Annotated in this window: 21 protein-coding genes; 19 read left to right on the top strand and 2 right to left on the bottom strand. The window is 37.6% G+C overall.

The annotated features are described in order from the left end of the window. Positions 1 to 108: 108 nt before the first annotated feature. From J2Y40_RS07695 to J2Y40_RS07615, 17 genes are all read left to right on the top strand, one after another. Positions 109 to 555: a type VI secretion system contractile sheath small subunit gene (locus J2Y40_RS07695; protein ID WP_047096402.1), complete on the top strand. Its 447-nt coding sequence runs from the start codon at positions 109 to 111 to the stop codon at positions 553 to 555. 17 nt (positions 556 to 572) lie between these two features. Next, positions 573 to 1,937, top strand: a complete 1,365-nt coding sequence (locus J2Y40_RS07690; RefSeq protein WP_153399015.1) for a DUF5458 family protein — start codon at positions 573 to 575, stop codon at positions 1,935 to 1,937. A gap of 67 nt (positions 1,938 to 2,004) precedes the next feature. Then, entirely contained in the window at positions 2,005 to 2,472 is a 468-nt protein-coding gene (locus tag J2Y40_RS07685; protein WP_231128765.1) for a hypothetical protein, read from the top strand. Between the two features lie 234 nt (positions 2,473 to 2,706). After that, positions 2,707 to 3,741 carry an A/G-specific adenine glycosylase gene (gene mutY / locus J2Y40_RS07680; protein WP_309998172.1) on the top strand — a complete coding sequence of 345 codons (1,035 nt, stop codon included), beginning with the start codon at positions 2,707 to 2,709 and terminating at the stop codon, positions 3,739 to 3,741. 44 nt (positions 3,742 to 3,785) lie between these two features. Next, positions 3,786 to 4,343, top strand: a complete 558-nt coding sequence (gldD, locus tag J2Y40_RS07675; RefSeq protein ID WP_153399023.1) for a gliding motility lipoprotein GldD — start codon at positions 3,786 to 3,788, stop codon at positions 4,341 to 4,343. Positions 4,344 to 4,371: 28 nt separating this feature from the next. Continuing rightward, complete coding sequence (locus tag J2Y40_RS07670) at positions 4,372 to 5,295, top strand: PfkB family carbohydrate kinase (RefSeq protein ID WP_153399025.1); 924 nt, start codon at positions 4,372 to 4,374, stop codon at positions 5,293 to 5,295. Between the two features lie 87 nt (positions 5,296 to 5,382). Next, complete coding sequence (locus J2Y40_RS07665; protein WP_309998169.1) at positions 5,383 to 6,750, top strand: peptidylprolyl isomerase; 1,368 nt, start codon at positions 5,383 to 5,385, stop codon at positions 6,748 to 6,750. Positions 6,751 to 6,841: 91 nt separating this feature from the next. Further along, on the top strand, positions 6,842 to 7,831 hold the full coding sequence (locus J2Y40_RS07660; protein WP_309998167.1) for a nitronate monooxygenase: 990 nt from the start codon (positions 6,842 to 6,844) through the stop codon (positions 7,829 to 7,831). A 298-nt stretch (positions 7,832 to 8,129) separates the two neighbouring features. Further along, positions 8,130 to 8,900, top strand: a complete 771-nt coding sequence (locus tag J2Y40_RS07655; protein ID WP_309998166.1) for an alpha/beta hydrolase — start codon at positions 8,130 to 8,132, stop codon at positions 8,898 to 8,900. A gap of 212 nt (positions 8,901 to 9,112) precedes the next feature. After that, entirely contained in the window at positions 9,113 to 10,021 is a 909-nt protein-coding gene (locus J2Y40_RS07650; RefSeq protein WP_309998164.1) for a pyridoxal-phosphate dependent enzyme, read from the top strand. A gap of 14 nt (positions 10,022 to 10,035) precedes the next feature. Then, positions 10,036 to 11,094, top strand: a complete 1,059-nt coding sequence (locus J2Y40_RS07645; protein ID WP_153399043.1) for a glucosaminidase domain-containing protein — start codon at positions 10,036 to 10,038, stop codon at positions 11,092 to 11,094. Between the two features lie 55 nt (positions 11,095 to 11,149). Then, positions 11,150 to 12,439 (top strand): glutamate-1-semialdehyde 2,1-aminomutase, encoded by a 1,290-nt coding sequence (hemL, locus tag J2Y40_RS07640; RefSeq protein ID WP_153399046.1) that lies wholly within the window; start codon positions 11,150 to 11,152, stop codon positions 12,437 to 12,439. 776 nt (positions 12,440 to 13,215) lie between these two features. Further along, positions 13,216 to 14,550, top strand: coding sequence for an amidohydrolase (locus J2Y40_RS07635; protein WP_153399048.1), 1,335 nt, complete (start codon positions 13,216 to 13,218; stop codon positions 14,548 to 14,550). 26 nt (positions 14,551 to 14,576) lie between these two features. Continuing rightward, a complete protein-coding gene (locus J2Y40_RS07630) occupies positions 14,577 to 15,245 on the top strand; it encodes an ankyrin repeat domain-containing protein (protein WP_153399051.1) in 669 nt (222 codons plus the stop codon). Positions 15,246 to 15,599: 354 nt separating this feature from the next. Continuing rightward, positions 15,600 to 16,445, top strand: a complete 846-nt coding sequence (locus J2Y40_RS07625; protein ID WP_153399054.1) for a helix-turn-helix transcriptional regulator — start codon at positions 15,600 to 15,602, stop codon at positions 16,443 to 16,445. Between the two features lie 80 nt (positions 16,446 to 16,525). Beyond that, the gene (locus J2Y40_RS07620; protein WP_309998158.1) at positions 16,526 to 17,764 is read left to right on the top strand and encodes an amidohydrolase; all 1,239 of its coding nucleotides are present in this window, start codon (positions 16,526 to 16,528) and stop codon (positions 17,762 to 17,764) included. A 157-nt stretch (positions 17,765 to 17,921) separates the two neighbouring features. Continuing rightward, positions 17,922 to 18,212 (top strand): hypothetical protein, encoded by a 291-nt coding sequence (locus J2Y40_RS07615; protein WP_153399058.1) that lies wholly within the window; start codon positions 17,922 to 17,924, stop codon positions 18,210 to 18,212. A gap of 66 nt (positions 18,213 to 18,278) precedes the next feature. On the opposite strand, the gene J2Y40_RS07610 is transcribed toward J2Y40_RS07615, so the two are convergent. Both J2Y40_RS07610 and J2Y40_RS07605 read right to left on the bottom strand, forming a co-directional pair. After that, positions 18,279 to 19,499 carry a hypothetical protein gene (locus J2Y40_RS07610; RefSeq protein WP_309998155.1) on the bottom strand — a complete coding sequence of 407 codons (1,221 nt, stop codon included), beginning with the start codon at positions 19,497 to 19,499 and terminating at the stop codon, positions 18,279 to 18,281. Between the two features lie 37 nt (positions 19,500 to 19,536). Then, entirely contained in the window at positions 19,537 to 22,167 is a 2,631-nt protein-coding gene (locus J2Y40_RS07605; protein WP_153399064.1) for a TonB-dependent receptor plug domain-containing protein, read from the bottom strand. Between the two features lie 197 nt (positions 22,168 to 22,364). Here J2Y40_RS07605 and J2Y40_RS07600 point away from each other — a divergent pair, with 197 nt between their 5' ends. Beyond that, a complete protein-coding gene (locus J2Y40_RS07600; protein WP_153399067.1) occupies positions 22,365 to 23,042 on the top strand; it encodes a response regulator transcription factor in 678 nt (225 codons plus the stop codon). 47 nt (positions 23,043 to 23,089) lie between these two features. Further along, complete coding sequence (locus J2Y40_RS07595; RefSeq protein WP_153399070.1) at positions 23,090 to 24,121, top strand: cell wall metabolism sensor histidine kinase WalK; 1,032 nt, start codon at positions 23,090 to 23,092, stop codon at positions 24,119 to 24,121. Positions 24,122 to 24,218: the final 97 nt, after the last annotated feature.

Genomic DNA, 24,218 nt, shown 5'->3' with positions numbered 1-24,218 from the left:
CAGTTTTTTTTTAAATTTAAACATTGGATTAGTAATTTATTGAGTATATCAGTAAATTGCTCTTAGACAGATCCTAATCAAAATCAGAAATCTCAAAATAATAATAATATGGCAATGTTTAATTATGGTGTTGGCGGAAACGAGGTAAAAGTAGACGCTAATGAAGCTATCCAGGAAATACAGGAAAATAAATCACTGATAGTAAGCCAGCTTACAACAGAAGAATCGTATACCCCTGAAATTGTAACAGGATTAAAAACCGTAGAAGATGTCTTCAGACATTTCCAGCCTTCTGTAGCGGTACAGCATGAAACAGAGGATGGCGGTATGGTAGAAGAAGAATTCCGTTTTCAGAATCTTGGGGACTTTACACCCAAAAGTCTTACCCAAAAATCAGATTATCTACAGCAGCTTAGCATGGAACAGGAGCAGTACAATAAAATCGTACGCCAGCTGAAAACCAATAAGATACTGCGTAATATGCTGGAGAACGATCAGACAAGAGCTGCGTTCATTGAAGTATTGAAAGAAGTGGCACAAGAACTTGAAAAATAATTACATTAAATCAAATCATGGATAGCAAATTACAAGCACAAGAAAGCCAGCAGCAGGGACAACAGCAGCAGCACTCCGGGCAGCCGAAGGGCAACCCGCTTGCAGAGCTTAATAAAATGGGAGGTTTTGGCTTTGTTGAATCCGTTGTAGACGGTATCGCCAATATGAACCCAACAAGAAAGGCAAGAAAAGAAATCTTCCTGAACGACTCCAATAAAGCAGAGGAAAGAAAAGAACTTCTCCAGAAAATTAACCTGTGGGTTAGCCTGTTGGAAGGAAACGAATCTGCAGATAAAATGGCCGATACTTGCAAGACAAAAGCTCAGGCCGCAGATCAGAATTTAAAAACCAATCTGAAAAATACACTCGATGCAGTCCGTATGCTGGAAACCAACTACAGAACAGTAGCTCAATTCTATAAAAATACAGAACTGGATAAAGTAGATAACGTAAGCATCGTTAACGCCAGCCTTGAACAGGTTTCAGATCTGGATAATCCACTGTTCATTGATGCTATTTCTGAAGAATTCAAAAATTACTATGACCGTTTAGACCTTAGAGATAACTACTCACTTCTTGCGATTCCTGGATATTTAGGATCCAATAAAGTGATTGAAAAATGGGCTAAGATCTGTAACGAGAACAAAGTAATGATGGTTACAGATTTCGCCAACCTTGATAAGCCGGATGATGTGGTAGATTTATTCCACTCTGCCAACCTTACAGGTGGTGAGCTTCACAGAAGTAACGTGATCATGACATGTAACTGGTTAGTGGGTAGAGGAAAAGCTGAAGAAGTAGGAGAAGAGGAAAACGTAGAACTTCCGCCTTCCACTTCATTAGCTGGAAAAATCCACAAAACACTGATGTCTCAGGTAGCAGCAGGTAAAAAACACGGTAACATTAACGAAGTAGATGCCGTAAAATTCGAACTGAAGAAAAGTGAAATTTCTCAGTTGGAAAAAATGGGACTTGTACCAATGGTTAATGAATATGGAAAGATCATGGCTTTCTCTGCGAAAACATTATTCACAGGAGATAACATTGGTCTTCAGACCTATTCCGTAGTTCGTGTATTCGACTATGTAACCAAAGTATTACTGGACTTCCTGAACAGAAGAGCTTTTGAAAACTGGAATGCCAAGAATGAAGATGATCTGAGAAGACAGATTGTAACATTCCTGGACAACATCAAAGGCCCGGATAAACTGATCGAAAAGTTCAAAATTGTTCGTTTTGAACAGGACAGAGTAAACAAAGACAGAGTATGGCTTGACATCCGTATGACGCCTTATTTCCCTACAAAAAGTTTCGTTATCAAACTAGACGGACACAAGGGTGATGATGGTAACGAATGGGATGCACAGTATACTCAGGAATAATTACAACCCAACTTTTAATAATAAAAACCGATGCATTTTTTACATCGGTTTTTTACTGCCAAATCACATGAAAATTAATATAACCTTAAAAACATATGCTCTCCCGGTAGCTGTAATGCTTGTTCTGACAGGCTGTGAAAAGAAATATCAAAGCCCTGATCATTATAAAATAGATTATTTTAAAAACGAACGCCAGGAAGGGAAAGCTTATATCATGAATGAAGAAGAATGTTTTGACGCCAGTGAACTGGTGGTCGGAAGTTCCTCTGTAAAACTGGTAGACAGTTCATCAGGGAGAGGAAAGCCGTTCTTTCTTTACCAGGTGAGAAACGGAAAAATCCTGAAAACAGTGAGAGATTCTGTCATGAACTATCCTTTCATGTTTTTATCACACCAGAGGCTTAAGCTTAAAAATGATTCCATGTACGTCTATCTGAAAAGGCTCGAAGGATATACTCTGATCAGAAAAGACAGAAACCTTAACTACCAATGGCTGAAGGCAGCTCCGGTATATTCCATTAAAAAAGATAAATAATCAATGGCTGGAAGAAGGAAGCTGGAAGTTGCTTCTGGTTATAGGTATAGAAAGACATTGTAAAATCAAAATACTATAAAAAAGATAAAGATAGATCAGCACTTATTATTGATGATATTTATAGCTCCCGGCTTCAATCCTTTATAAATCAAAATAAGTTTATCTTTGCATAACGGGAGTGTAGTTGTATATTAAGCTAAGCATTCCTTCAATTATTTAAACAGACTGAGGTTTTTGGAAAAAGATCATAAAAGTTCGGGCTTTCTCCATATTGGAAACAAGCTTTTAAACTGGTACAAGAAGAATGCAAGAGACCTGCCGTTCAGGCAGACGAAAGACCCTTACAAAATCTGGATCTGCGAAATTGTTTTTCAGCAGACGAGGATCAGTCAGGGGCTGGGTCATTATAATAGCTTTATTAAAAGATTTCCCGATGTAAAAACTTTAGCTGAAGCTGAAGAAGATGAGGTTCTGTTATACTGGAAAGGATTGGGATATTACTCAAGAGCAATCAATATCCATAAGGCCGCTCAGCAGATTATGAATGATTATCAAGGTACATTTCCGGAACAGTATGAAGAGATTTTAAAACTGAAAGGGGTGGGAAAATATACCGCCGCCGCTATTTCAAGTATTTGTTTTGGAGGAAGAATGCCAGCAGTTGACGGCAACTTTTACAGAGTATTGAGCCGTATTTTTGCAGATGATTTCGATATTTCCAGTTCAAAAGCCTTTACCTATTTTTCTGAACTGGCCTTCCTGATAATGCCTGAAAGTGCAGGCGACTTTAATCAGGCTATGATGGACATAGGTTCCGAAGTTTGTAAACCCAAGAATCCTCTTTGTGGGGAATGTCCTGTGAATGAAGACTGTCTAGCATTCTCTTTACAGAAAGTTTCTGATTTTCCGGTGAAGACCAAAAAAGTAAAAGCAGAAGACCTTGCTCTACAATACTATTTTGTGCACAGAAACGGACAGTTTTTAATTCAGCAGAGAAAAGACGATTTTATCTGGAAGAAATTATTTGAGTTTTTATCAGAGTTCCCAGCGGAACTCAAACCCTTTATCAGAAACACAAAAACAATTTCCCATAAGCTGACCCACAAGAACCTGACCATTGAAATTACCGATATAGAAGTAGTGTCTGAGGCGGCCTGGAATAGCTTTACAGAGCAGAATCAGTACATTGTCACAGACTTTGAAGCCTTTCATGAAAGGTCTTTTCCGAAGCCTTTGGAAAACTACATTCAAAACTCACTGAAAGACTGAAATTTGTCTTCCTAAATCTGAAATCTAATTTGTACTTTTGCAAAATGATTAAAAACGTCATTTTTATTTTCATCACGCTGCTTGTTGTTTCATGTGGGAAAGATTCGGTTCCCAAACCTTACGGAGAACTTCGTCTGGAATATCCTGCACCGAAATACCAGAAATTTGAAAGCAGCTGTGCTTATACCTTTGAATATTCAGACTTTGCATCATTAACACCCGCCAAAAAGCCGTGCTGGTATTATCTGAACTATCCGCAAATGAAGGCTAAGGTATTCGTAACCTATTACCCGATACAAAACGATTTTGCAGATCATATCAAGGAAGCAGAAAAAATGGTATACGAACATACCGTGAAAGCCAGTTCCATAGAAACCAAATCTTTTGAATACCCTGAAAAAAAGGTATACGGAAACTTCTATGAATTGAAAGGACAGAGTGCTTCCAATCTTCAGTTTTACATTACAGACAGCACAAAACATTTTGTGACTGCTTATTTATACTTTAATACAAGACCAAAGCCGGATTCTCTGGCTCCCGCAGTGAACTATATCAAAAATGATATGAAGCACCTGCTGGATACTTTTGAATGGAAAAAATAAATTACTTTTAAAATACATTGAAAAATATATGAAACTTTTAGTTGTAGGAAGTGTTGCATTTGATGCAATCGAGACGCCATTTGGTAAAACAGATAAAATTTTAGGAGGTGCTGCCACATACATCAGCATTACTTCATCTATTTTAGGCGTTAAATCTGGTATTGTTTCTGTAGTAGGAGGAGATTTTCCACAGGAACATCTTGATATGTTCTCCGGAAGAGATGTGAACATCGAAGGAATTGAGATCGTAAAAGAAGGAAAAACGTTCTTCTGGTCCGGAAAATATCACAACGATCTGAACACAAGAGATACTTTAGCTACAGAAGTGAATGTTTTGGAAAACTTTGATCCGAAAATTCCAGATTCGATGCAGAATGCAGAGATCTTGCTGCTTGGAAACCTGCACCCGGGTGTTCAGCTTTCCGTATTGGAAAAAATGAATGAACGTCCTAAACTTGTGATCCTGGATACCATGAATTTCTGGATGGATACGGCTTGGGATATTCTGATGGATATGATTGCTAAAACAGATGTGATCACCATCAATGATGAGGAAGCAAGACAGCTTTCAGGAGAATATTCCTTAGTAAAAGCGGCTAAAAAGATCCACGAAATGGGACCTCAATATGTCATTATCAAAAAAGGAGAGCACGGAGCCCTTCTTTTCCACGACAGCAAAGTATTCGCTATTCCTGCGCTTCCGTTAGAAGAAGTTTTCGATCCAACCGGAGCCGGAGATACTTTCGCAGGAGGCTTTGCCGCTTATCTTGCTAAAAAAGGAAAATTTGATTTTGAGACCATGAAATCTGCATTAATCGTAGGTTCTGCCATGGCTTCTTTCACCGTTGAAAAATTCGGAACAGAAAGAATTCAGGAAGTAAATGAATCTGATATGTTCAGCAGATTGAGACAATTCAAAGAATTAACGACATTTGATGTTGAACTGCAATAAATAAGTCTTTTTAAGAAATATTTATAATAAAAAATTTAGTGTAATTCATTAAGAATTCTAAATTTGCAACTTGTTTAAAATAGTAAAATGACAAATAAACTAAAAATCACTTTTCTCCTTGGGATTTTCATGATGATATTCTCTTCAAACATGATAAATGCCCAGCTAAAACCAGGAGAATTAGTGGATGGTATTGCGGCTGTAATCGGAGATGAAATTGTTCTGGAATCTGATGTAAACGAACAGATGCACTACGCAAAACAGCAGGGAGCTTCTAATACGGATAAGTGTGAGTTCCTGGAAAATCTGATCAGCAATAAGCTTTTGGTATACGAAGCAAAAAAAGATACATTAATTGAAAACCGTTCTGCTGCCATTAAAGAGCAGGCGAATGCGAAATACCGTCAGCTTCTTTCTCAGTTCCCGGACGAAAAAACAATGTTAGCTGCCTATAAGTTCAGAAACGGATATGAAATGAAAAATGCGATCGAGAAGATCGATACTGACCAGTACTACGGGCAGGCAAAATATCAGCGTGTTACAGAAAAAGCAGACGTTACTCCTAATGAAGTAACAGACTTTTATAACCTATATAAAATGCAGCTTCCTGAGGTAAAAGATGAAATTTCTATGGCTCAGATTGCCATGTATCCTAAACTGACTGAAGCGCATAAAGATGACCTTATTAAACGTCTTAAGAAAATCAAACAGGATATCCTGGGCGGTGAAACTTTTGAAAGCCAGGCAAGAATTTATTCCGAGGATGAAGGATCTGCTGCCACCGGAGGTCTGTATAAAAATATCTACAAAGGACAAATGGTAAAACCATTTGAAGCGGCTGCGCTGAATCTTCAGGAAAATGAAATTTCAGAACCGATTGAGTCTGAATTCGGATATCATATTATTCAGTTACTGAAGAAGTCAGGTAAAGTATATGATGCACGCCACATTCTTTTAAAGGCTACTCCTACTGATGATGAAATCAAGACTGCTAAAGCTAAGCTTGATAGCATCAAAGGATTGATCCAGGATGGGAAAATGACATTTAAAGATGCTGCGTTTAAATTTTCAGATGATAAAAGAACCAAGTTCAATGCTGGGGTTATTCCCGGAGCAGATGGTTCTGATAAAATTGAAAGAGAAAGCATTCCAGGAACAATCAGCTATGAATTGGCAGGGCTGAATAAAGGAGATATCACTCCCGCTTTTGAAGAAGAGGAAAACAAAAGAAAGCTGGTGAAGATCATCAAAATTGAAGATGTAATTCCTGCTCACCAGATTACGCTGGAAACAGATTATAACAGAATCAAGCAAATGGCACTCAATAAGAAAAAGAACGAGATGGTTGAGAAGTTCGTTAATTCTAAACTTCCTACAATCTTTATGTCGATAGACGGCCGTTATGACAGTTGTAATTTCAAAGCCAACTGGAAAAAAGAATCACTCAAAAAATAAAATATAAACCTTCAGAATTTCTGGAGGTTTTTTTGTGTCTAAAAAAATAAATACTTATTTCCGAAACACTTTGTTTTTAGTATTTTTACGCATGAGCAATTTCATAGACTTTAATTCAGCAAAAAAACTTCATCAGATGCAGACAGAGCAGAATAGAATTACACAGCTTTTTAATATACAATATCCAATAATTCAGGCCGGAATGATCTGGCATTCCGGATGGAGGCTCGCTTCGGCAGTTTCCAACTGCGGAGGACTGGGATTAATAGGAGCGGGAAGTATGTATCCCGATATCCTGAGAGAAAACATTCAAAAATGTAAATTGGCCACCGACAAGCCGTTCGGAGTGAATGTTCCCATGTTATATCCTAATCTTGAAGAAATTATCCAGATTATCTTAGAAGAAGGAGTGAAAATAGTGTTCACCTCCGCAGGAAATCCTAAAACATATACAGAAACCCTTCAGAAAGAAGGTCTGACTGTTGCCCATGTAGTGTCTTCAACCAAATTTGCCGTAAAATGTGAAGAAGCAGGTGTAGATGCCGTTGTCGCTGAAGGTTTTGAAGCCGGAGGACATAACGGAAGAGATGAGACCACAACTTTCTGCCTGATCCCTAATGTAAAGCAGCATATCTCCAAACCATTGATTGCAGCGGGTGGAATAGCATTAGGCTCACAGATGAAGGCCGCTATGATTTTAGGAGCAGATGGTGTACAGATTGGTTCCCGTTTCGCTGCCACTGTAGAAGCCAGTGCTCATGAAAACTGGAAAAAGAAAATTACAGAACTCAATGAAGGAGATACCCATCTTACTTTAAAAGAACTGGCTCCGGTAAGGATGGTGAAAAATAAATTCTTTAACGAATTGGAAGGTATCTACCAATCCGGAAGAAATAAAGAAGCTTTAACAGCATCTTTAGGAAGAGCCAGAGCAAAGCGAGGAATGTTTGAAGGAGATATGGAAGACGGAGAACTGGAGATCGGACAGGTGTCAGCATTAATTCATGATATTCTTCCGGTAGAAACAGTGTTCAGTACACTCTTGAAAGAATTTGAAGAAGCAAAATCACCGTCTTTGTAAATAACCTCAGCTCAGGATAAGAATATCTGATGGTTGCAGGTTTGAAGCTGGGTGATGGAAGAAGGACGTTATAAAGGTCATCGATAATAAGTGTTGACCTGTTTTTATTTAATTTGATTTTTTGGTGGCTTTCAATACCTATAACAGAAGTAACTTCCAGCCTCCTTCTTCCGTCTTCCAGCCTTTTATATTTAAACTCTGTATTTTAATGTGGGAATTATTTTCATTAATTAATACATTTGCCCGGACGTTTTATAAAAGCGATAAAACGGAATTAAACAAATTGCAGCAAAAAATCATGACCCAAAGCAAGCTGACAGACATCAATGGAACTGAAATTTATATAGAATACAATAATCGTTTTGAAGGCCGTCCTGTCATTGTTTTTCTCCATGATTCGTTAGGTTGTGTACAGCTTTGGAGAGACCTTCCCGCTCAGTTGTCAGAAGCAGCAGAATGTAATTTTCTGGCATATGACAGATCAGGTTACGGGAAATCAGGTCCCATGCTTACCCATAAAAGACCCGTCAATTACATGGAACTGGAAGCTGATTTTCTGAACGAACTGCTGACAAAACTTAACATCAACAATGCCATTTTATTTGGCCACAGCGACGGCGGAACAATCGCCCTGATCACCGCTGCAAAATATCCGGAAAAGACAAAAGCCGTAGTGTGTGAGGCAGGACATATTTTTGTAGAAGAAATCACATTAAAAGGTGTATATGATGCATGGGAAGCCTACAAAACAACCAATCTTCCGGAACGTCTGAAAAAATACCATGGCGACAAAGTAGAAACACTCTTCAGAGCCTGGACCGAAACCTGGACGAGAGAAGACTACAGAATCTGGAATATAGAATATCTTTTAAAAGACATCAAATGCCCGCTATTGTTCATTCAGGGACAAGCTGATGAATACGGAACCCTGGACCAGGTTGAAAAAACAGTAACCCAGGTAAGCGGTCCAGCAGAAAAATACATCATTCCCGAAATAGGACACACTCCCCACAAAGAAACTCCGGAATTGGTTTTGAAAAAGACCACAGAATTTATTAAAAAATTATAGATTTTTTCTAACCCTATTAAACAATCCTGTATCATTACAAAACGGGCTTCAGCCCATTTAAAATAAAAAAAACATCATATTAACCTCCCGGTAATCCGGAATGAAATTATTCTTGATTTCTATCGAAATATTCAATCCCACACATTCCCCAATCTCAACATTTCATAAATCTTTTATTAATTTTGTATAAATCTTAATAGTCAAGAAAAAAGATGCGGTTAATCGTCCCGGCAGAACCTGTTCCTATTCAGGAAATAGCTGTTAATAACAATATAAAGCTCTTCATTAAAAGGGAAGATCTTATTCATCCCTATATCTCGGGGAATAAATACTGGAAACTATTCTATAATATCAACCGGTATCTCGATAAAAATCCTGGAAAACCTTATGTTATTACTTTTGGTGGTGCATTTTCCAATCATATTGCTGCGGTCGCGGCAGCTGGGAATGCTGCGGGAATTCCAACGTTAGGTGTGATAAGAGGTGAGGAACTCCGGGATAAATGGCGGGATAACCCTACATTGCTTTTTGCCAAAAGAAACGGGATGAATTTGAAATTTGTAACCCGTGAAGAATATCGGCATAAAGAAAAATTAACCGAATTTCTTCAGCTCGAATTTCCCGAAGCGCTTGTAGTACCAGAAGGAGGAACAAACAAAGAGGCTGTAGAAGGCATAAAAATGATGCTGAATGACCAAACAAAAGATTTTGATTATCTTTGCACCGCGGTAGGAACCGGAGGAACCATTGCAGGGATCTCAAAATTTTGTGAAGAAAATCAGAAAGTTATAGGATTTAAAGTGGTTGACGATGATTCACTGGAGAATAAAATAGTTGAATTAACTTCAAGACGGAATTTTGATCTAATAGATTCATGTTTTGGAGGTTATGGTAAAATAAAAGATGAGAACATCCGTTTTATCAATGACTTCAAAGAAAAATATGGAACTCCGTTGGAACCGGTTTATACAGGAAAGATGATGCAGAAGGTTTTCGAACTAATTGATGAAGGATATTTTCCTGAACACAGCAGAATTTTGTGCTTTCATACAGGCGGACTGCAGGGAATTGAAGGCGCTAATCTGCTTTTAGAAAAACAGAACAGAAATTTAATTATATAAGTAAATTGAAAAACATGAAAAGACTTCTCTTACTAATAAGCCTTTTAGTTTTATCAAAATTTTCAGCTCAGGGCTGGGCCACTGAAGATCAGTATATCCAAAGATTTGCTAAATACGCCGTAGAGGAAATGGAAAAATATAAAATTCCGGCTTCTATTACTTTGGCTCAGGGTCTTTTAGAGACTGGGGGTGGACAGAGCAGACTGGCTCAGGAAGGCAAAAATCACTTCGGAATAAAATGTAAGGAAGACTGGACGGGTAAAACCATGAAACATACAGACGATGCACCTAACGAATGTTTCCGTGTATATGATGATCCGAGACAGTCCTATGAAGACCACTCCATATTCTTAGCAACAAGAAAATACTACGCGAATCTTTTCAAATTGGATATGAAAGATTACAGAGCATGGGCGCACGGTCTTAAAAAAGCAGGTTATGCCACCAATCCGCGCTACGCTTCCATCCTGATCAGCAAAATTGAAAAATATAAGCTTTACGAATACGATAATACTACTACCAATGAAGTATTGTATGCGGTTCTTAAAATGTATCCGGACCTGAAGGATGATAGAAATTTCATGGCTCAGCTGGAACCGTCAAAAGCAGTAAAAAAAGTTAAAGATCCTGTTACGGTAGAAGTTCCTTACAAGCAAACATCATATGCCCAGCAGCAGAAAAGGGTAGAAAGGATCAAAACAAAAGCGGAAATTCTGAATTCAATTATTATCAAAAGCCATCCGAACGAAGGCCTGAAATACATCGTTATTCCAGAAGATACCAATGTGAAATTCATTGCCAATAAATTTAAAGTAAGCGAAAGCAGACTAATGAAATGGAATGATCTGGACAGTGATGTCTTAAAGAAAAATGACATTGTCTTCCTTGAATCCAAAAATTCTGCAGGAAATACAGCCACTTATAAAGCAGAATCTGGCGAAGATATGCATGATATCGCCCAGAAATTCGGAATCAAGCTGAATAAACTCTATGCTAAAAACCGTATGGACGAAGGCCAGCAGCCTTCTGCGGGACAGCTGATCTATTTAATAGACAAAAAACCAAGAAATTAATTTTTTGTTGGTAGTTTTCAGGGGCAACCCAGAACTGCCAACCAGCAACTAATATATGAAATACCAAAGAAGTTCGGCTTTATTTGATGAAGCTTACCAATACATTCCGGGCGGAGTAAACTCTCCCGTACGTGCATTCAAATCAGTAGGAGGAGTTCCTGTTTTTATGAAATCAGCGAAAGGGGCTTACCTTACAGATGCAGATGATAATACCTATATCGATTACATCAATTCATGGGGACCCGCCATTTTAGGACATACTCATCCTGAAGTACTGGAAGAGCTGAAACTACAGGCCGAAAAAGGATTCTCTTTTGGTGCGCCTACAGAACTGGAAACCGAAATTGCAAAATTCATTGTAGAAAATGTTCCCAATATTGACCAGATCAGAATGGTTTCTTCCGGTACAGAAGCTTGTATGAGCGCAGTAAGGCTGGCAAGAGGCTTCACCAAAAGAGATAAAATCATCAAGTTTGAAGGCTGTTATCACGGGCATTCAGATTCATTCCTGATTAAAGCAGGAAGTGGTGCAGCTACTTTCGGGAATCCAAATTCTCCGGGAGTAACAGAAGGTACGGCAAAAGATACTCTTTTGGCCCGTTATAATGATATAGAGCAGGTTCAGGATTTGTTCCGTCATAATCCGGGAGAAATTGCTGCTATTATCATTGAACCGGTAGCCGGAAATATGGGTTGTGTACTTCCTGAAAATAATTTCCTGCAAAACCTTAGAAAAATCTGCGACGAAAACGGGGCTTTACTGATTTTTGATGAAGTAATGACCGGTTTCAGACTGGCTTTTGGAGGAGCTCAGGAATTATTTAATGTAAAAGCAGACCTTGTGACCTACGGAAAAGTAATCGGTGGCGGACTGCCGGTAGGAGCCTTCGCAGGAAGAAATGAAATCATGGACCATCTTGCTCCAAAAGGTGGGGTTTATCAGGCCGGAACATTAAGTGGAAATCCTTTGGCTATGAGAGCTGGATTGAAAACGCTTCAGCTGATTAAAAATGATCCGGAATTCTTCAACAGACTGGATAAAACAACAGAAACCTTAAGCATTGAGATCGGAAAAATTCTGAATGAAAAAGACATTGCTCATAAGATTAACAGAAAAGGATCTATGATGTCTGTTTTCTTCCATACCAACAGGGTTTCTAATTTTGATGAGGCTCAGGAAGCTAATCATTCATTATTTAATAATTTCTTCCATCAGATGCTTGAGAACGGAATTTACCTTCCTCCAAGCGGCTATGAAACCTACTTCATTAGTGATGCCATCAAAGAAAAAGAAATTGATATGACACTGGAAGCAGTAAGAAAATTTGAATATTCTAATAAATAAAAATAAGACCGGGTTTAAAATCCGGTTTTTTTATTTTCCACAGATTCCTAAATCTTTTTTAACAGCCAGAAATTCAATACATAACAAACATCTGCGAAATCAGTGCGATCTGTGGGAACTTTATGTAGATTGATATTTTCAAACTTTTCTCACTTTTATGAAGTAATTTCCGACAGATTCCACAGATTTTTTTAATATACAGAAGAAAAATCACATTGTTGGTTGAAACGTTATAAAGAAATAACTTTTTATATGCATCTTTTTCTTTCACCGATTACAGCGCAAACATCTGCGAAATCGGCGCGATCTGCGGGAACTTTATATAAATTATTAATGTTTTTATAAAGTAAATATACCTCAGTGCAGGATAAGAAAATTATACTTATATTAAGTGTTATAATTGATGATCAATTTATAAATTTTTGAAAAAAATATGATGTTATTTGAGTTTTTTTTAAGTGCTCCGTAGGAGTACTATGTTCATAGAATTTAATACATGATCTAAGGAGAGCTCCGTAGGAGCGACCTGATAATTATAATGATTAATATGTTGTTCTGATAGAGCTTTAATACAAACAAAATTTGAAAACAATTATAACTTCAGTCCGGGATAAAATATCTTATTTAGACTGGTTTGAAGTTGGGAGAAGAATACCTGCTAATCTTTTCAATCTGCCTGGTAAAATTACCTGAAGCATAAATTATACAGATTTTGTAATAAACCATACACTTTCTTCACAGCTGTTCTTTTTAATTTTGTCAGAAAGAGATTGGAAATGACGACTTCAGACAATACAATATCCCGTAAGGACTTTATCAGGAACTCAGCGCTGGCAATGGCCGGATTAACTTTAATACCCAACATCATGACTGCATCACCTTTTTTTGATGAGAAAAATGTTTCGGCAAAAGGAAAATTAAGCCTTAAAAATGTCCGTCTGGAAACAGGTTTTACCTATGAGGAAGGCGATGTAATAGCTACGAAAACCGATCTGTTTTATATTGAAGTTGATAACGGAAAAATTACAAAAATTGCTCCGAATCAGCCCAATGCTAAAGCTGTAGATGCAAAAGGCCTGTTGATGCTTCCTGCATTTAAAGACATGCACATCCATCTGGACAAGACTTTCTACGGAGATAAATGGCAGGCGGTAAGAAAAAGAACCGGAGGAATTAAAGGCATGATCGAACTGGAGCAGAAGATGCTTCCTGAAATGCTTAAAAACTCAACATTCAAGGCAGAAAAGATGATTGAACTGTTACAGTCCAAAGGAACATCATTTGCCCGAAGTCACGTGAATATTGAGCCTACGTCAAAACTACAGTCGTTAAAAAACTTACAGAAAGCCCTGGATAATAAAAAGAAAGGCTTTGGAGCAGAGCTGGTGGCTTTTCCTCAACATGGAGTGTTTTATACAGATTCAGTGCCTTATCTGAAAGAAGCTGCTAAGATGGATATTGATTTTATCGGTGGAGTAGATCCGTTCAATGTTGACGGAAATATTGAAAAGGTGGTCGATTTTACGGTTCAGCTGGCTTTAGATCATAAAAAAGGAATCGACATTCACCTGCACGAAACTGCGGATTCAGGGTTGAAAACCGTGGAATATCTGATTGATAAAGTTAATGAAAACCCTTCTCTAAAAGGAAAAACGTATCTGAGCCACTGTTTTATATTGGGCAAATTGGAAGCTGCAAAACAGGAAGAAGTTGCCGAAAAACTGGGAGCTGCACAAATCGGAATTGTCTCTACAATCCCTTTCGGAAGACTGGTTATGCCAATTCCGACTCTATATAAGCATAATGTAACGGTATTAACAGGAAATGACAGTATTGTAGACCACTGGAATACTTTCGGAACGGGAAGTGTGCTTCAGAAAGCCAACCTTATGGCACAGCTTTACGGCTATTCTACAGAGCTTGCGTTATCCAGAAGCTTAAAACTGGCGACAGGAAATATACTTCCACTGGATGATAAAGGAGTTCAGCAATGGCCTAAAACAGGAGATCAGGCAGACTTTGTACTGATAAACGCAAGTTGTTCCGCCGAAGCTGTATCCCGAATTTCAAACGTAGAATCTCTGGTTCATCAGGGAAATGTGGTCTTTTAAATCTCTAACCTTAAAAATGAGGCGCAATGAAAGTTTTAATATTTCTACTGGCATTCGGCAGCATGAGTGCTTGTGAGGCAAAACCCGATGGCTCTCCAAAAGAAAACAGGATGGAACAGAAAGATATAATAGGTCTGGTAAAGAAAAATGATCTGGCAGGAGTAAAATCAGCATTGGATAAAGGAGCAAATGTCAATACCAAAGATAGGATAGGGCGTTCGTTACTGCTGATCGCTACGAGAGAAAAACAGGTTGAAATGGCAAAGCTGTTGGTTTCTTATAAAGCAGATGTTAATCTTCAGGATGACCAGCTGGACAGTCCGTTTCTATATGCCGGAGCAAGCGGTCAGACAGAATTGGTGAAATTATTTTTGGAAAACGGAGCCCGTTTTGACCTGTTCAACCGGTATAATGGTACTGCATTAATTCCTGCCTGCGAAAGAGGACATGTGGAAACCGTGAAAGTATTGGTAAAGACAAAAGGATTTCCAATTAATCACGTGAACCGTTTGGGCTGGACGGCTCTTATGGAGGCCGTAATCCTTGGAAACGGAACCAAAAAATATCAGGAAATCGTAGAGATTTTAAAAGAAAATGGTGCAGATCTCAGCATTCCTGATCATTCCGGAAAAACTCCTCTGCAGCATGCCGAGGCTATGGGATTTGAACAAATTGCCCGGATATTAAGATCCTAAGACAAAATTTGGATATATATAGTTTAGTGTTGACCACAAAAACTACAGACATTTAATCATTTGAATCTTAGAAAAGCAATAAATCTTTTCAAAGAAATAGCCTGTGATTTTCCCGTTCTTTCGGAGTAATCACAGATATAAAAGTGTGATGGATCGTTTGTTTTTGTGGTTTTTTTATTTTCTCGCAGATTCTGCAGATTGAGCAGATTTTTTATTCTGTAGTAAATAGAAATCGTAGATTTCTAAAGACTGATGTGGACTTTTATACACTTAGCATGTAAACTTAGAATTTTTTGAAATAAATTGAAACAGCCTCTTATAATTTTTACTACTTTTAGGAGAAATTCAGACCGCGTGGGCCATCATACAGATCATTTTCCGGTTTTAGGAATTCAGGAGTTCAGTGAAAACCAGCTGAAGGGCTGTAATCTGCTGTTTAATGAACTTTACGGGGCACGTTCCATTGATGATCCCCACAAACATGATTTTTTTATCATTAATCTTTTTGAGCACGGTGTAGGTTCCCATACGATTGATTTTACAGAATATCAGGTAAAAGACCATCAGATCCACCTTGTTTTCCCCGATCAGGTACATCAATGGGTGATTGAAAAAGAAACTATAGGCTATCAGCTGATGATCAGCAGGGATTGGTTTGAAAGTTTTCTGCCGTCTTTAAGGTTTTCTGCATCTTATTATCAGAATCATCCGGTAATCAATCTTCCCGAAGATATTTTTGAAACCTTCAGATATGAATTTCAGGCCATCCGGAATGAACTGAAAGGAGAAACTGTTTTTTGGGAAATGATCCAGAAGCGCAGCGAGCTAATTGGTCTGATGGTAAGTAAATCTGTGGAAGGAGCTTTTAAAGATTTTGAAGTCTATCATTCAAACCCTATTATTTCCAAATTTTTACATCTGATCGATCAGCATTTTAAAACAGAAAGATCCGTTTCTTTCTATGCTGATAAACTGAATATTTCTGCCAATTACCTGAATATTGTCTGTAAGAAAAACCTTAATGCATCGGCTTCATCCCTTATTCAGGACCGTATTCTGCTGGAGGCTAAACGTCTGCTGAAAGTTTCCGAAATGTCTGTAAAAGATATTGTGTATGATCTTGGATTTTACGATCATGCCAGCTTTTCCAAATTCTTTAAGGCACAGACCGGAATGACCCCGTCCCAGTTCAAAGAATAATTTGTACAACACAAGAAATAATTGATACACCGGTTTTGAGCAGGAACAGGTGTAATTTTGTATGGTTAAAATTTTAAATCATGCAATTTCCCTATCAATTAACTGCAAAAGGAAAATATTCCCTGAAAAATGTCCGCCTGGAAACAGGTTTTGAATATGATAATGAAGAGGTGGTTGGAACAAAAACAGGCCTTTTCAGTATTGATGTTGAGGACGGAAAGATTAAAGCGGTAAAAACCAACGATCCTGATTCCAAAGCCGTAGATGCAAAAGGATATCTCATGCTTCCTGCGTTCAGAGATATGCACGTTCACCTGGATAAAACTTTATACGGACTTCCATGGCAGGCACTATCTCCGAAAAGAAGATCTGTGAAAGATATGATCGCCTATGAACAGGAACTTATTCCAAAACTCTTAAAAACTTCAGTAGAAAGAGCGGAACAGCTGATCAGCCTTTTACAGCATTACGGAACCCATTTTGCGAGAACTCATTTTAATGTAGATACCACTTCCGGATTAAAATCACTTGAACATTTAGAAAGAGCCCTCGAAAATAAAAAAGACTCATTCAGTGCTGAGCTGGTTGCTTTTCCGCAGCACGGACTTTATTATACAGATTCTGCCCCCTTGATGAAAGAAGCTGCACAACTGAAAAGTGTAGGTTTTATCGGAGGTCTTGATCCTTTAAGCATCGACGGAAGCATTGAAAAAGTACTTGATTTTACGGTACAGCTGGCCCTGGATCATAAAAAAGGAATTGATATTCATCTTCATGAAACCGGAGATTCGGGAATGAAAACCATCAATTACCTGATTGATAAAGCCATTGAAAATCCTCAGCTTCAGGGGAAAACATTCGTAAGTCATGCCTTTGCTCTGGCTCTTCTTTCAACAAAAGAAGCAGAGCAGATTGCGGAGAGACTGGCAGAAGGAAAAGTAGGAATTGCTTCGTCGGTACCGTTCGGAAAAACCATTATGCCTATTTCGTTATTAAAGAAACATGGAGTAAATGTATTGATAGGAAATGATAATGTGCAGGATTACTGGAGCACATTCGGATCCGGAAATATGCTTCAGAAAGCCAATCTTATTGCCGAATTGTATGGTTATGCTACAGAATTTGCCCTTTCAAGAGCACTACAGTTTGCTACCCAAAGTATTCTTCCGCTGGATGAAAAAGGAAAACAGCAGTGGCCTAAAGCAGGAGATGAAGCGGCAGTTGTATTCATCGACGCTTCATGTTCAGCAGAAGCTGTGTCCAGAATATCTCCAACAGAAGCCCTGATGAATGACGGGAATCTGTTCTGGAGAAGTTAATAGTTAAACTATATATTTTTTATATACTTGTTTTTTGTGAATCCGAAGCCATCAGTTTTCTGGTGGCTTTTTTGTGCAGATGGTTTTATGTACATTTAGGAAGCTTAAAATACTTATCGTTTTTGTAAAAACAGATTTATCCCTTAAAACAAACATAATGCAAAGAATAATAAAGGAAGGGACGTGGAAATACTCCGAAACTCATTTTGAAAAGATAATTTTAGTTGAACAGGACTGGGATCAGTTTTATGAGGAAGGGTATAGTGAAGACGAACCTTATTTAAATTCTGATGGTCTGGTCTATTACTTATATTTTGGTGATTATCAGTATAATGAACATAGAATAATATCCTCCAGAAGTATTTCTATTCCTTTTTTATCTTCCAATGAAGCTATGATACATGCAGAAAGTGAAATGCAGGGGGTGAAATGGAATGAGGAAGACTAATAAAAATCAAAAGCCATCAGAAAAAAATCTGATGGCTTTTTAATTTGATATGAAGAAACTAGTTACTTATTGTAATCCGGCTAAAAGGTTTACTCCGTCTACAGTAGCCCAGGCTCCAGGAGTTAGAGATACTTTTGTAACGGTTGAAGTATTAGTGAAAACTTTTCCTCCGTTTGGTGTGAACGCATACCCCCAAACCCCAGGATTGTCAGAGTTTAAGTAAGTCATAGGAGCAACAGATACTTTGTTGGTATTTACCTGACTTGTCTCTGTAGGTGCATCCTGAATCAGAACTGAATATGCCTTTTGAGTACCAATATTTTTATATCCGCTAATATAAACATTAGAGAAAATACCAGTTCCCTGCTTTTTAAACTGAATCGCTGAAATCTCAGGAGAGTTGGCCACTTCCGGATTAGTATTGGCATCTCTGATTAGGGTAATATTTGAAATTTTTGGGGCAACATTATCAATATTGCTGGAAGCTTCAATCTCCATACCGAAATTTCCTACACCTGTCTGGAAAGCATACCAGTTCGTATTGTTCTGCCCGCTCCATGCATCCTGCCAGTCGAAAGAATCGTCATAATTTCCATAAGAAATAATGTTTTTAGCACTTACAGTACCTCCGAAGAATTCATAACCATCATCAGTTCCTTTGTAAGTCACAAGGTTTTCTAATGTAGTTCCTGCTCCTACTGCATAGAAAGTCATAGAGTTGGTTTCAGAAGTACCGTCACCAATCTTTTTACCTGCATATTCTACTCTTACAAACTTCATGGTTCCTGAGTTTGAATTAGCATCGCTTCCTCCGTAGTAAACATTGTTTCCATCCTCGGACAAAGCCTGAGTGTTTCCGTTGATTGCTTTGATAGGAGCACTTCCATATAAGGTAATACCACCCCAGTCACCAGGAGTTTTAGTAGCAGTTGTAAATACGATAGGTTCAGATGCTGTTCCAACAGCATTGATCTTACCGTCCTGAAGAACTACAAGACCACTCGTTTTAGTTGTAGAAACGTTAAAAGTAGCACCTGCTTCAATAGTAATTGTAGCATTGTTTGTTATTTTTACGATTCCGTCTAATGTATAATTTCCTTTTTTAATTAAGATATCCTTAGTAATGGTCCCGGATAAAGTTCCGCTTCCACTTAATACGCTTTCAGTAGTTCCAGGAGTAACTGGAGTACCATCTCCTAAGCCATCATTTACATCAATTGTACACGAATTTAAGGCTAATGTTAACACAGCAGTTAACGATAGTAATGATAAAACTCTTCTTTTCATTTTTATACTTTATTTATTTTTTATTTTTATTAATTATTTAGAACGTATATCCTACAGTCAGGTTAAAGTTTATTCCTCTGAAATAATCCGTATAGGTATTGGTTCCGTTGGTTTCTACATTATAGTAGCTTTTATCTCCTAAAAGAATTCTGTATCTGTTATTTAAAATATTTCGAACTCCGGCTTTTACGTTCCAGTTTTTAGTAAGTTGCTCCTGATATACGAAATCCAGCTGATGGAAAGGTTTTTCGTAGAAATTATCTGAACCGGAAGTCCCTACAGCGTAGATCTTAGATCCTGAAACATTGTATACTAGGGATAATGTTCTGCTTAAATTATTCTTGGTTTTGGTTTCGTATTTTAAGTCTGCGTTGATGGTGTAAGGTGAAGCTCCCTGAAGTCCTCTTTTACGTAGTTTTCCCGTATAAAAGCTAGGGTTAGGTTGTTCCAGCTTTAGCTGCTCTTCGCTTCTTTCAACATTGGTATACATAAAAGTAGCATTAGCACCTAATGTGAACTTGTCTAAAGATTCAGAAATTCTTCCCAAACTCATGATTCCTTCTAATTCGATACCAGCCAGCTCAGCTTTTTTAGCGTTGTAAAACGTAACGGTTACCCCATTGGCATCCCCAGAAGAAACAAAAGATCTTTCGATAGCGTTGTTAATTCTTTTAGCAAATAAGTTCACAGCGAACATTTCTTTGTTGGTTGGGAAATATTCCCATTTCAAATCAAAGTTATAGTTATCACTTAATTTAATGTCCGGATTACCTTTGATCGTCTCGTTATCTGGATTGATGTATGAAATTTCCATTGTTTCAATTAATACAGGACGGGTAACAGTCTTACTGAATGAAAATCTTAGGTTATTCTTATTGTTAAGAGCCTTTTTAACAGCTAGGGAAGGGAGAAATAGATTTCTTTCCTTGTCCAGATTTGTTTTTTTCTCAGCTCCCTGCTCAGAAAAACGGATTAACGTCATATCATTTTCATATCTTCCACCAATAAGGATATCCCATGTTTCAGAAGGCTTGTAATTGAAATTAATATATCCGGCATTAACAAACTGATACATGCTTGTAAAGAAGTTGGACGCATCCGTTTCTTCCTGGAAGAAGAATCTGTTATTGGCAAGATCCTGATCAAATTTAGCCTGTGGAGAATTTTTATCGATGATAAAACTTTGTCCTGCTGTACCATTAGGTTTTCCGAAAATGAATCGGTATGATGTTTTTCTAAGATCTGCAAAGCCATTATATCCAATGGATAACTGCATCGGGAAATCTTTTTTATCTCCTTTTTCCCCTAAAAATACAGAGTACTCTCCGTAAGCGGAACCATAGAATCTTGAATTTACATCAAGGTACTGACGGATAATATTGTTTCCTCCATATGCCAGAAGCAGCTGGTTGTCAGGAAGCATATTTCCGTTTGAATCCAGACGGCTTCCTTCAAGAATCTTTCTGTCAGGCTGCTGATAGTTATTAATTACATAACTTCCTCCTGCTTTTACCTGATGTCTTTCTCCTATTTTTTGTGAGCCTGTCAGCTGAATGTTAAGGAATCTAGATAAATCCTGTTGGTTAGTACGGAAGAATCCAATATCTTTATTTTGAACCTGGTTATTTTTATATCCGTAATAATCTTCAATAATATTATTAACGTTCTGAAGGTACATCGCATTTAAATTAATAACCGTACCTTTATTTTTATATCCTAGTCCTAATAAAGCGGATGATTCTATCTGATAATTATACTGCTTTCTTTGTAATTCGTTGTTCAGGTTAATTACCCCTCCAAAATCTTTAAACTGATTTTTTGCCCCTTCTTTATACGAATATTCCGAACTTTGATTTAATGAAAATAAGAACCCAAGATTCCCATTTTCTCCGGCTTTCATTTTTTGAACAGTGGTGAATCCAATATTAGTATTAGGCAAAGATTTCACATTATCTACATTCCAGCTGTCTTTAAACTGAGATAATGATTCACTTCCTGAAAATCTGTAATTGCTTGGTCTGGAATCTCTGATCGCTGATGGTAACTTTTTATCCCTTGAATTCAATCCAAGATAGCCCGTAAACCCGTCTGCTCCTTCTGAAACTTTAAACCCGTCTCTGAAAGTACTTACAGTATTAACACCAATCCCGAATTCAATTTTTGAAAAAGGCTTATCAATCGTCAATGTTTCAATATCAAAAGTAGCACCTGCGAAATCTCCGTAAAGGTTGGAGTTGAAGGTTTTGTAGATATTTAATTTACCTACTACATCCGTTGGAAACTGCTTTAAAGCAATAATCTTCTGGAATGGGTTGTTGGAAGGAGAGCCCAGACCGTTGATCAACAGGTAATTGTAACGCTCTTCAAGACCTCTTACGAAAAGACCTCTTCCTTCTACCGTAGTGATTCCTGTTACCTTTGTAAGTCCCTGCTCTACGTTGGAGATCCCTTTTCTGGAAATCTCTTCAGCACTTACAGCCTGCTTTTGAATAATCGCTTTTTTCTGCTCTCCTAATACGGCAGTTTCAGTTTTCTTGTTACTGCTTCCTTGGATTACTACGCCTTCAATTTTTTTCTCCTTACTGATGGTATCCTGCTTCGTTTCCTGTGCATAAAATACAGATCCGGATAAAAATAAGACTGCAATGCTAAGTTTATTAATTTTCATTATTTACTTACTTTATTTACTAGATTCTTTCGGTGCAAAGGAATAAAAGTTTGATGGCGTAAGTGGTTTAGTAAAATTTAATTTTTTTTTAACTAAACATTAATAAATAGGCATTATTGTTAACTTTATGTGAACGATAAAGGATTCGTTCATCTGTGCTTTAAAATTTATTAACTTTGAATCAGCAAAAATTTAAAATGAACCAAAAGAAAATCCTTTTAATAGACGACGAACTGGATATTTTAGAGATTCTGTCTTACAACCTGGAAAAGGAAGGCTACGACATCCACACAGCTACCAACGGAAACGAAGGAATAGAAAAAGCCAAAGAAATTATCCCTGATCTTATCTTATTAGATGTAATGATGCCGGAAAAAGATGGGATTGAGACCTGTCAGGAACTTCGTAAAGTGAAAGAACTTCAGAAAACACTGATTGTTTTTCTTTCCGCAAGAAGTGAAGAATTTTCTCAGTTAGCCGGTTTTCAGGCAGGAGCTAATGATTACGTTGTAAAACTAATCAAACCGAAGATCCTTATTTCAAAAGTTAACGCATTACTGCAGCTGACTTCCCAGGTTTCTGACAACGCTAAACTTATCGAGATTGGCGACCTTGTGATTGACAAGGATAACTTCAGAGTTTCCAAAAGCGGACAGCAGTTTCTTCTTCCTAAAAAAGAATTCGATCTGCTTTATCTGTTAGCTTCAAACACAGAAAAAGTCTTTAAAAGAGAAGAAATCCTTGAAAAAGTCTGGGGAAATGATGTAATCGTAGGTGAAAGAACCATAGATGTTCACATCAGAAGACTGAGAGAAAAACTGGGAATCAATACCATTCAGACCCTGAAAGGAATTGGCTATAAACTTATCGTTTAACGGCTTAAAATTCCTAAATTTATACCAACCTTAAAAATTTTGTAAAATTGAAATTTTACAGACTTACACTCGTCGCCTCGTGTCTTCTGACACTGGTGATGTTTCTTTTAGTAATCATCTTTGATTCGCTGAAGGATCTCTATTACCAGACACCGTTTTTTAAAATCGGACTTTTTATCTGTGTTCTCCTCATCTTTATGATCAATTATGTAGTTCTTGAACTCCTGTTCAATTACTATGGTAAAAAGCAGGTCCGCGGACTTTCTGAACTCCTTCCGCAGGAAATTGTTCATGATAATGATGAAAATATTACCATTAAAGAGCTCGGAGAAAGGTTTTCGGATCTCAATCAGCAGCAGGTAACGGAAATTGATATGATGAAGGAAATGGAAAGCTACCGTAAAGAATACATCGGCAACGTTTCCCATGAACTTAAAACTCCACTGTTTTCCATTCAGGGGTACGTGGAAACCTTAAGAGACGGCGGTGTGGATAATCTTACCATCCGTGATAAATATCTGGAAAGAATTGATAAATCCGTAGAAAGGCTTATTGCTATTGTTACAGATCTTGATATGATCAACAGGCTTGAAGCAGGGGAGATCAACCTTACAGTTTCTACATTTGATGTCAATCTCCTGATCAAGGAAATTTTTGATCTTCTTGAATTTGAAGCGGAGAAGCATACTACCACATTGCAGATTCAGACCTTACATCCGCAGATTTTTGTAGATGCTGACAAACAGAAAATATCGCAGGTTTTCATCAATTTAATTTCAAATGCCATTCATTATGCCAACAGACAGGAAGCAAGAGTAGTGGTAAAAACAAGTGTTCTGAAAAACAAGGTTCTTATTGAAGTTATTGATAATGGGATGGGAATAAAATCAGAGATTCTCCCCAGAATTTTTGAAAGATTCTACAGGGTAGAAACCAGCAGAAGCAGAAGGGAAGGCGGTTCCGGCCTGGGATTGGCGATTGTAAAGCATATTCTTGAGGCTCATAGTGAAAATATTACCGTAGAAAGTGTGTACCTTGAAGGAACCAAGTTCAGTTTTATGCTCGAGAAAAGTAAATAATCCGGTCAAAATGTAAGAAAAAAAAATATTTTAAAAAATCCTGAAATATTTTTTTGTCACATGTCATTTATTATATATTTGCAACAGAGATTTATCA

The organism is Chryseobacterium sp. 2987 (assembly GCF_031456375.1).
GTDB lineage: Bacteria > Bacteroidota > Bacteroidia > Flavobacteriales > Weeksellaceae > Chryseobacterium > Chryseobacterium vaccae.
This window is presented reverse-complemented; position numbering and strand designations above follow the sequence as displayed.

Excerpts from the sequence above, each read along its gene's own strand:
- J2Y40_RS07695 (WP_047096402.1), top strand. The coding sequence starts at position 109 with ATGGCAATGTTTAATTATGGTGTTGGCGGAAACGAGGTAAAAGTAGAC.
- J2Y40_RS07690 (WP_153399015.1), top strand. The coding sequence starts at position 573 with ATGGATAGCAAATTACAAGCACAAGAAAGCCAGCAGCAGGGACAACAG.
- J2Y40_RS07685 (WP_231128765.1), top strand. The coding sequence starts at position 2,005 with ATGAAAATTAATATAACCTTAAAAACATATGCTCTCCCGGTAGCTGTA.
- gldD (WP_153399023.1), top strand. The coding sequence starts at position 3,786 with ATGATTAAAAACGTCATTTTTATTTTCATCACGCTGCTTGTTGTTTCA.
- J2Y40_RS07670 (WP_153399025.1), top strand. The coding sequence starts at position 4,372 with ATGAAACTTTTAGTTGTAGGAAGTGTTGCATTTGATGCAATCGAGACG.
- J2Y40_RS07665 (WP_309998169.1), top strand. The coding sequence starts at position 5,383 with ATGACAAATAAACTAAAAATCACTTTTCTCCTTGGGATTTTCATGATG.
- J2Y40_RS07660 (WP_309998167.1), top strand. The coding sequence starts at position 6,842 with ATGAGCAATTTCATAGACTTTAATTCAGCAAAAAAACTTCATCAGATG.
- J2Y40_RS07655 (WP_309998166.1), top strand. The coding sequence starts at position 8,130 with ATGACCCAAAGCAAGCTGACAGACATCAATGGAACTGAAATTTATATA.
- J2Y40_RS07650 (WP_309998164.1), top strand. The coding sequence starts at position 9,113 with ATGCGGTTAATCGTCCCGGCAGAACCTGTTCCTATTCAGGAAATAGCT.
- J2Y40_RS07645 (WP_153399043.1), top strand. The coding sequence starts at position 10,036 with ATGAAAAGACTTCTCTTACTAATAAGCCTTTTAGTTTTATCAAAATTT.
- hemL (WP_153399046.1), top strand. The coding sequence starts at position 11,150 with ATGAAATACCAAAGAAGTTCGGCTTTATTTGATGAAGCTTACCAATAC.
- J2Y40_RS07635 (WP_153399048.1), top strand. The coding sequence starts at position 13,216 with ATGACGACTTCAGACAATACAATATCCCGTAAGGACTTTATCAGGAAC.
- J2Y40_RS07630 (WP_153399051.1), top strand. The coding sequence starts at position 14,577 with ATGAAAGTTTTAATATTTCTACTGGCATTCGGCAGCATGAGTGCTTGT.
- J2Y40_RS07620 (WP_309998158.1), top strand. The coding sequence starts at position 16,526 with ATGCAATTTCCCTATCAATTAACTGCAAAAGGAAAATATTCCCTGAAA.
- J2Y40_RS07615 (WP_153399058.1), top strand. The coding sequence starts at position 17,922 with ATGCAAAGAATAATAAAGGAAGGGACGTGGAAATACTCCGAAACTCAT.
- J2Y40_RS07610 (WP_309998155.1), bottom strand. The coding sequence starts at position 19,499 with ATGAAAAGAAGAGTTTTATCATTACTATCGTTAACTGCTGTGTTAACA.
- J2Y40_RS07605 (WP_153399064.1), bottom strand. The coding sequence starts at position 22,167 with ATGAAAATTAATAAACTTAGCATTGCAGTCTTATTTTTATCCGGATCT.
- J2Y40_RS07600 (WP_153399067.1), top strand. The coding sequence starts at position 22,365 with ATGAACCAAAAGAAAATCCTTTTAATAGACGACGAACTGGATATTTTA.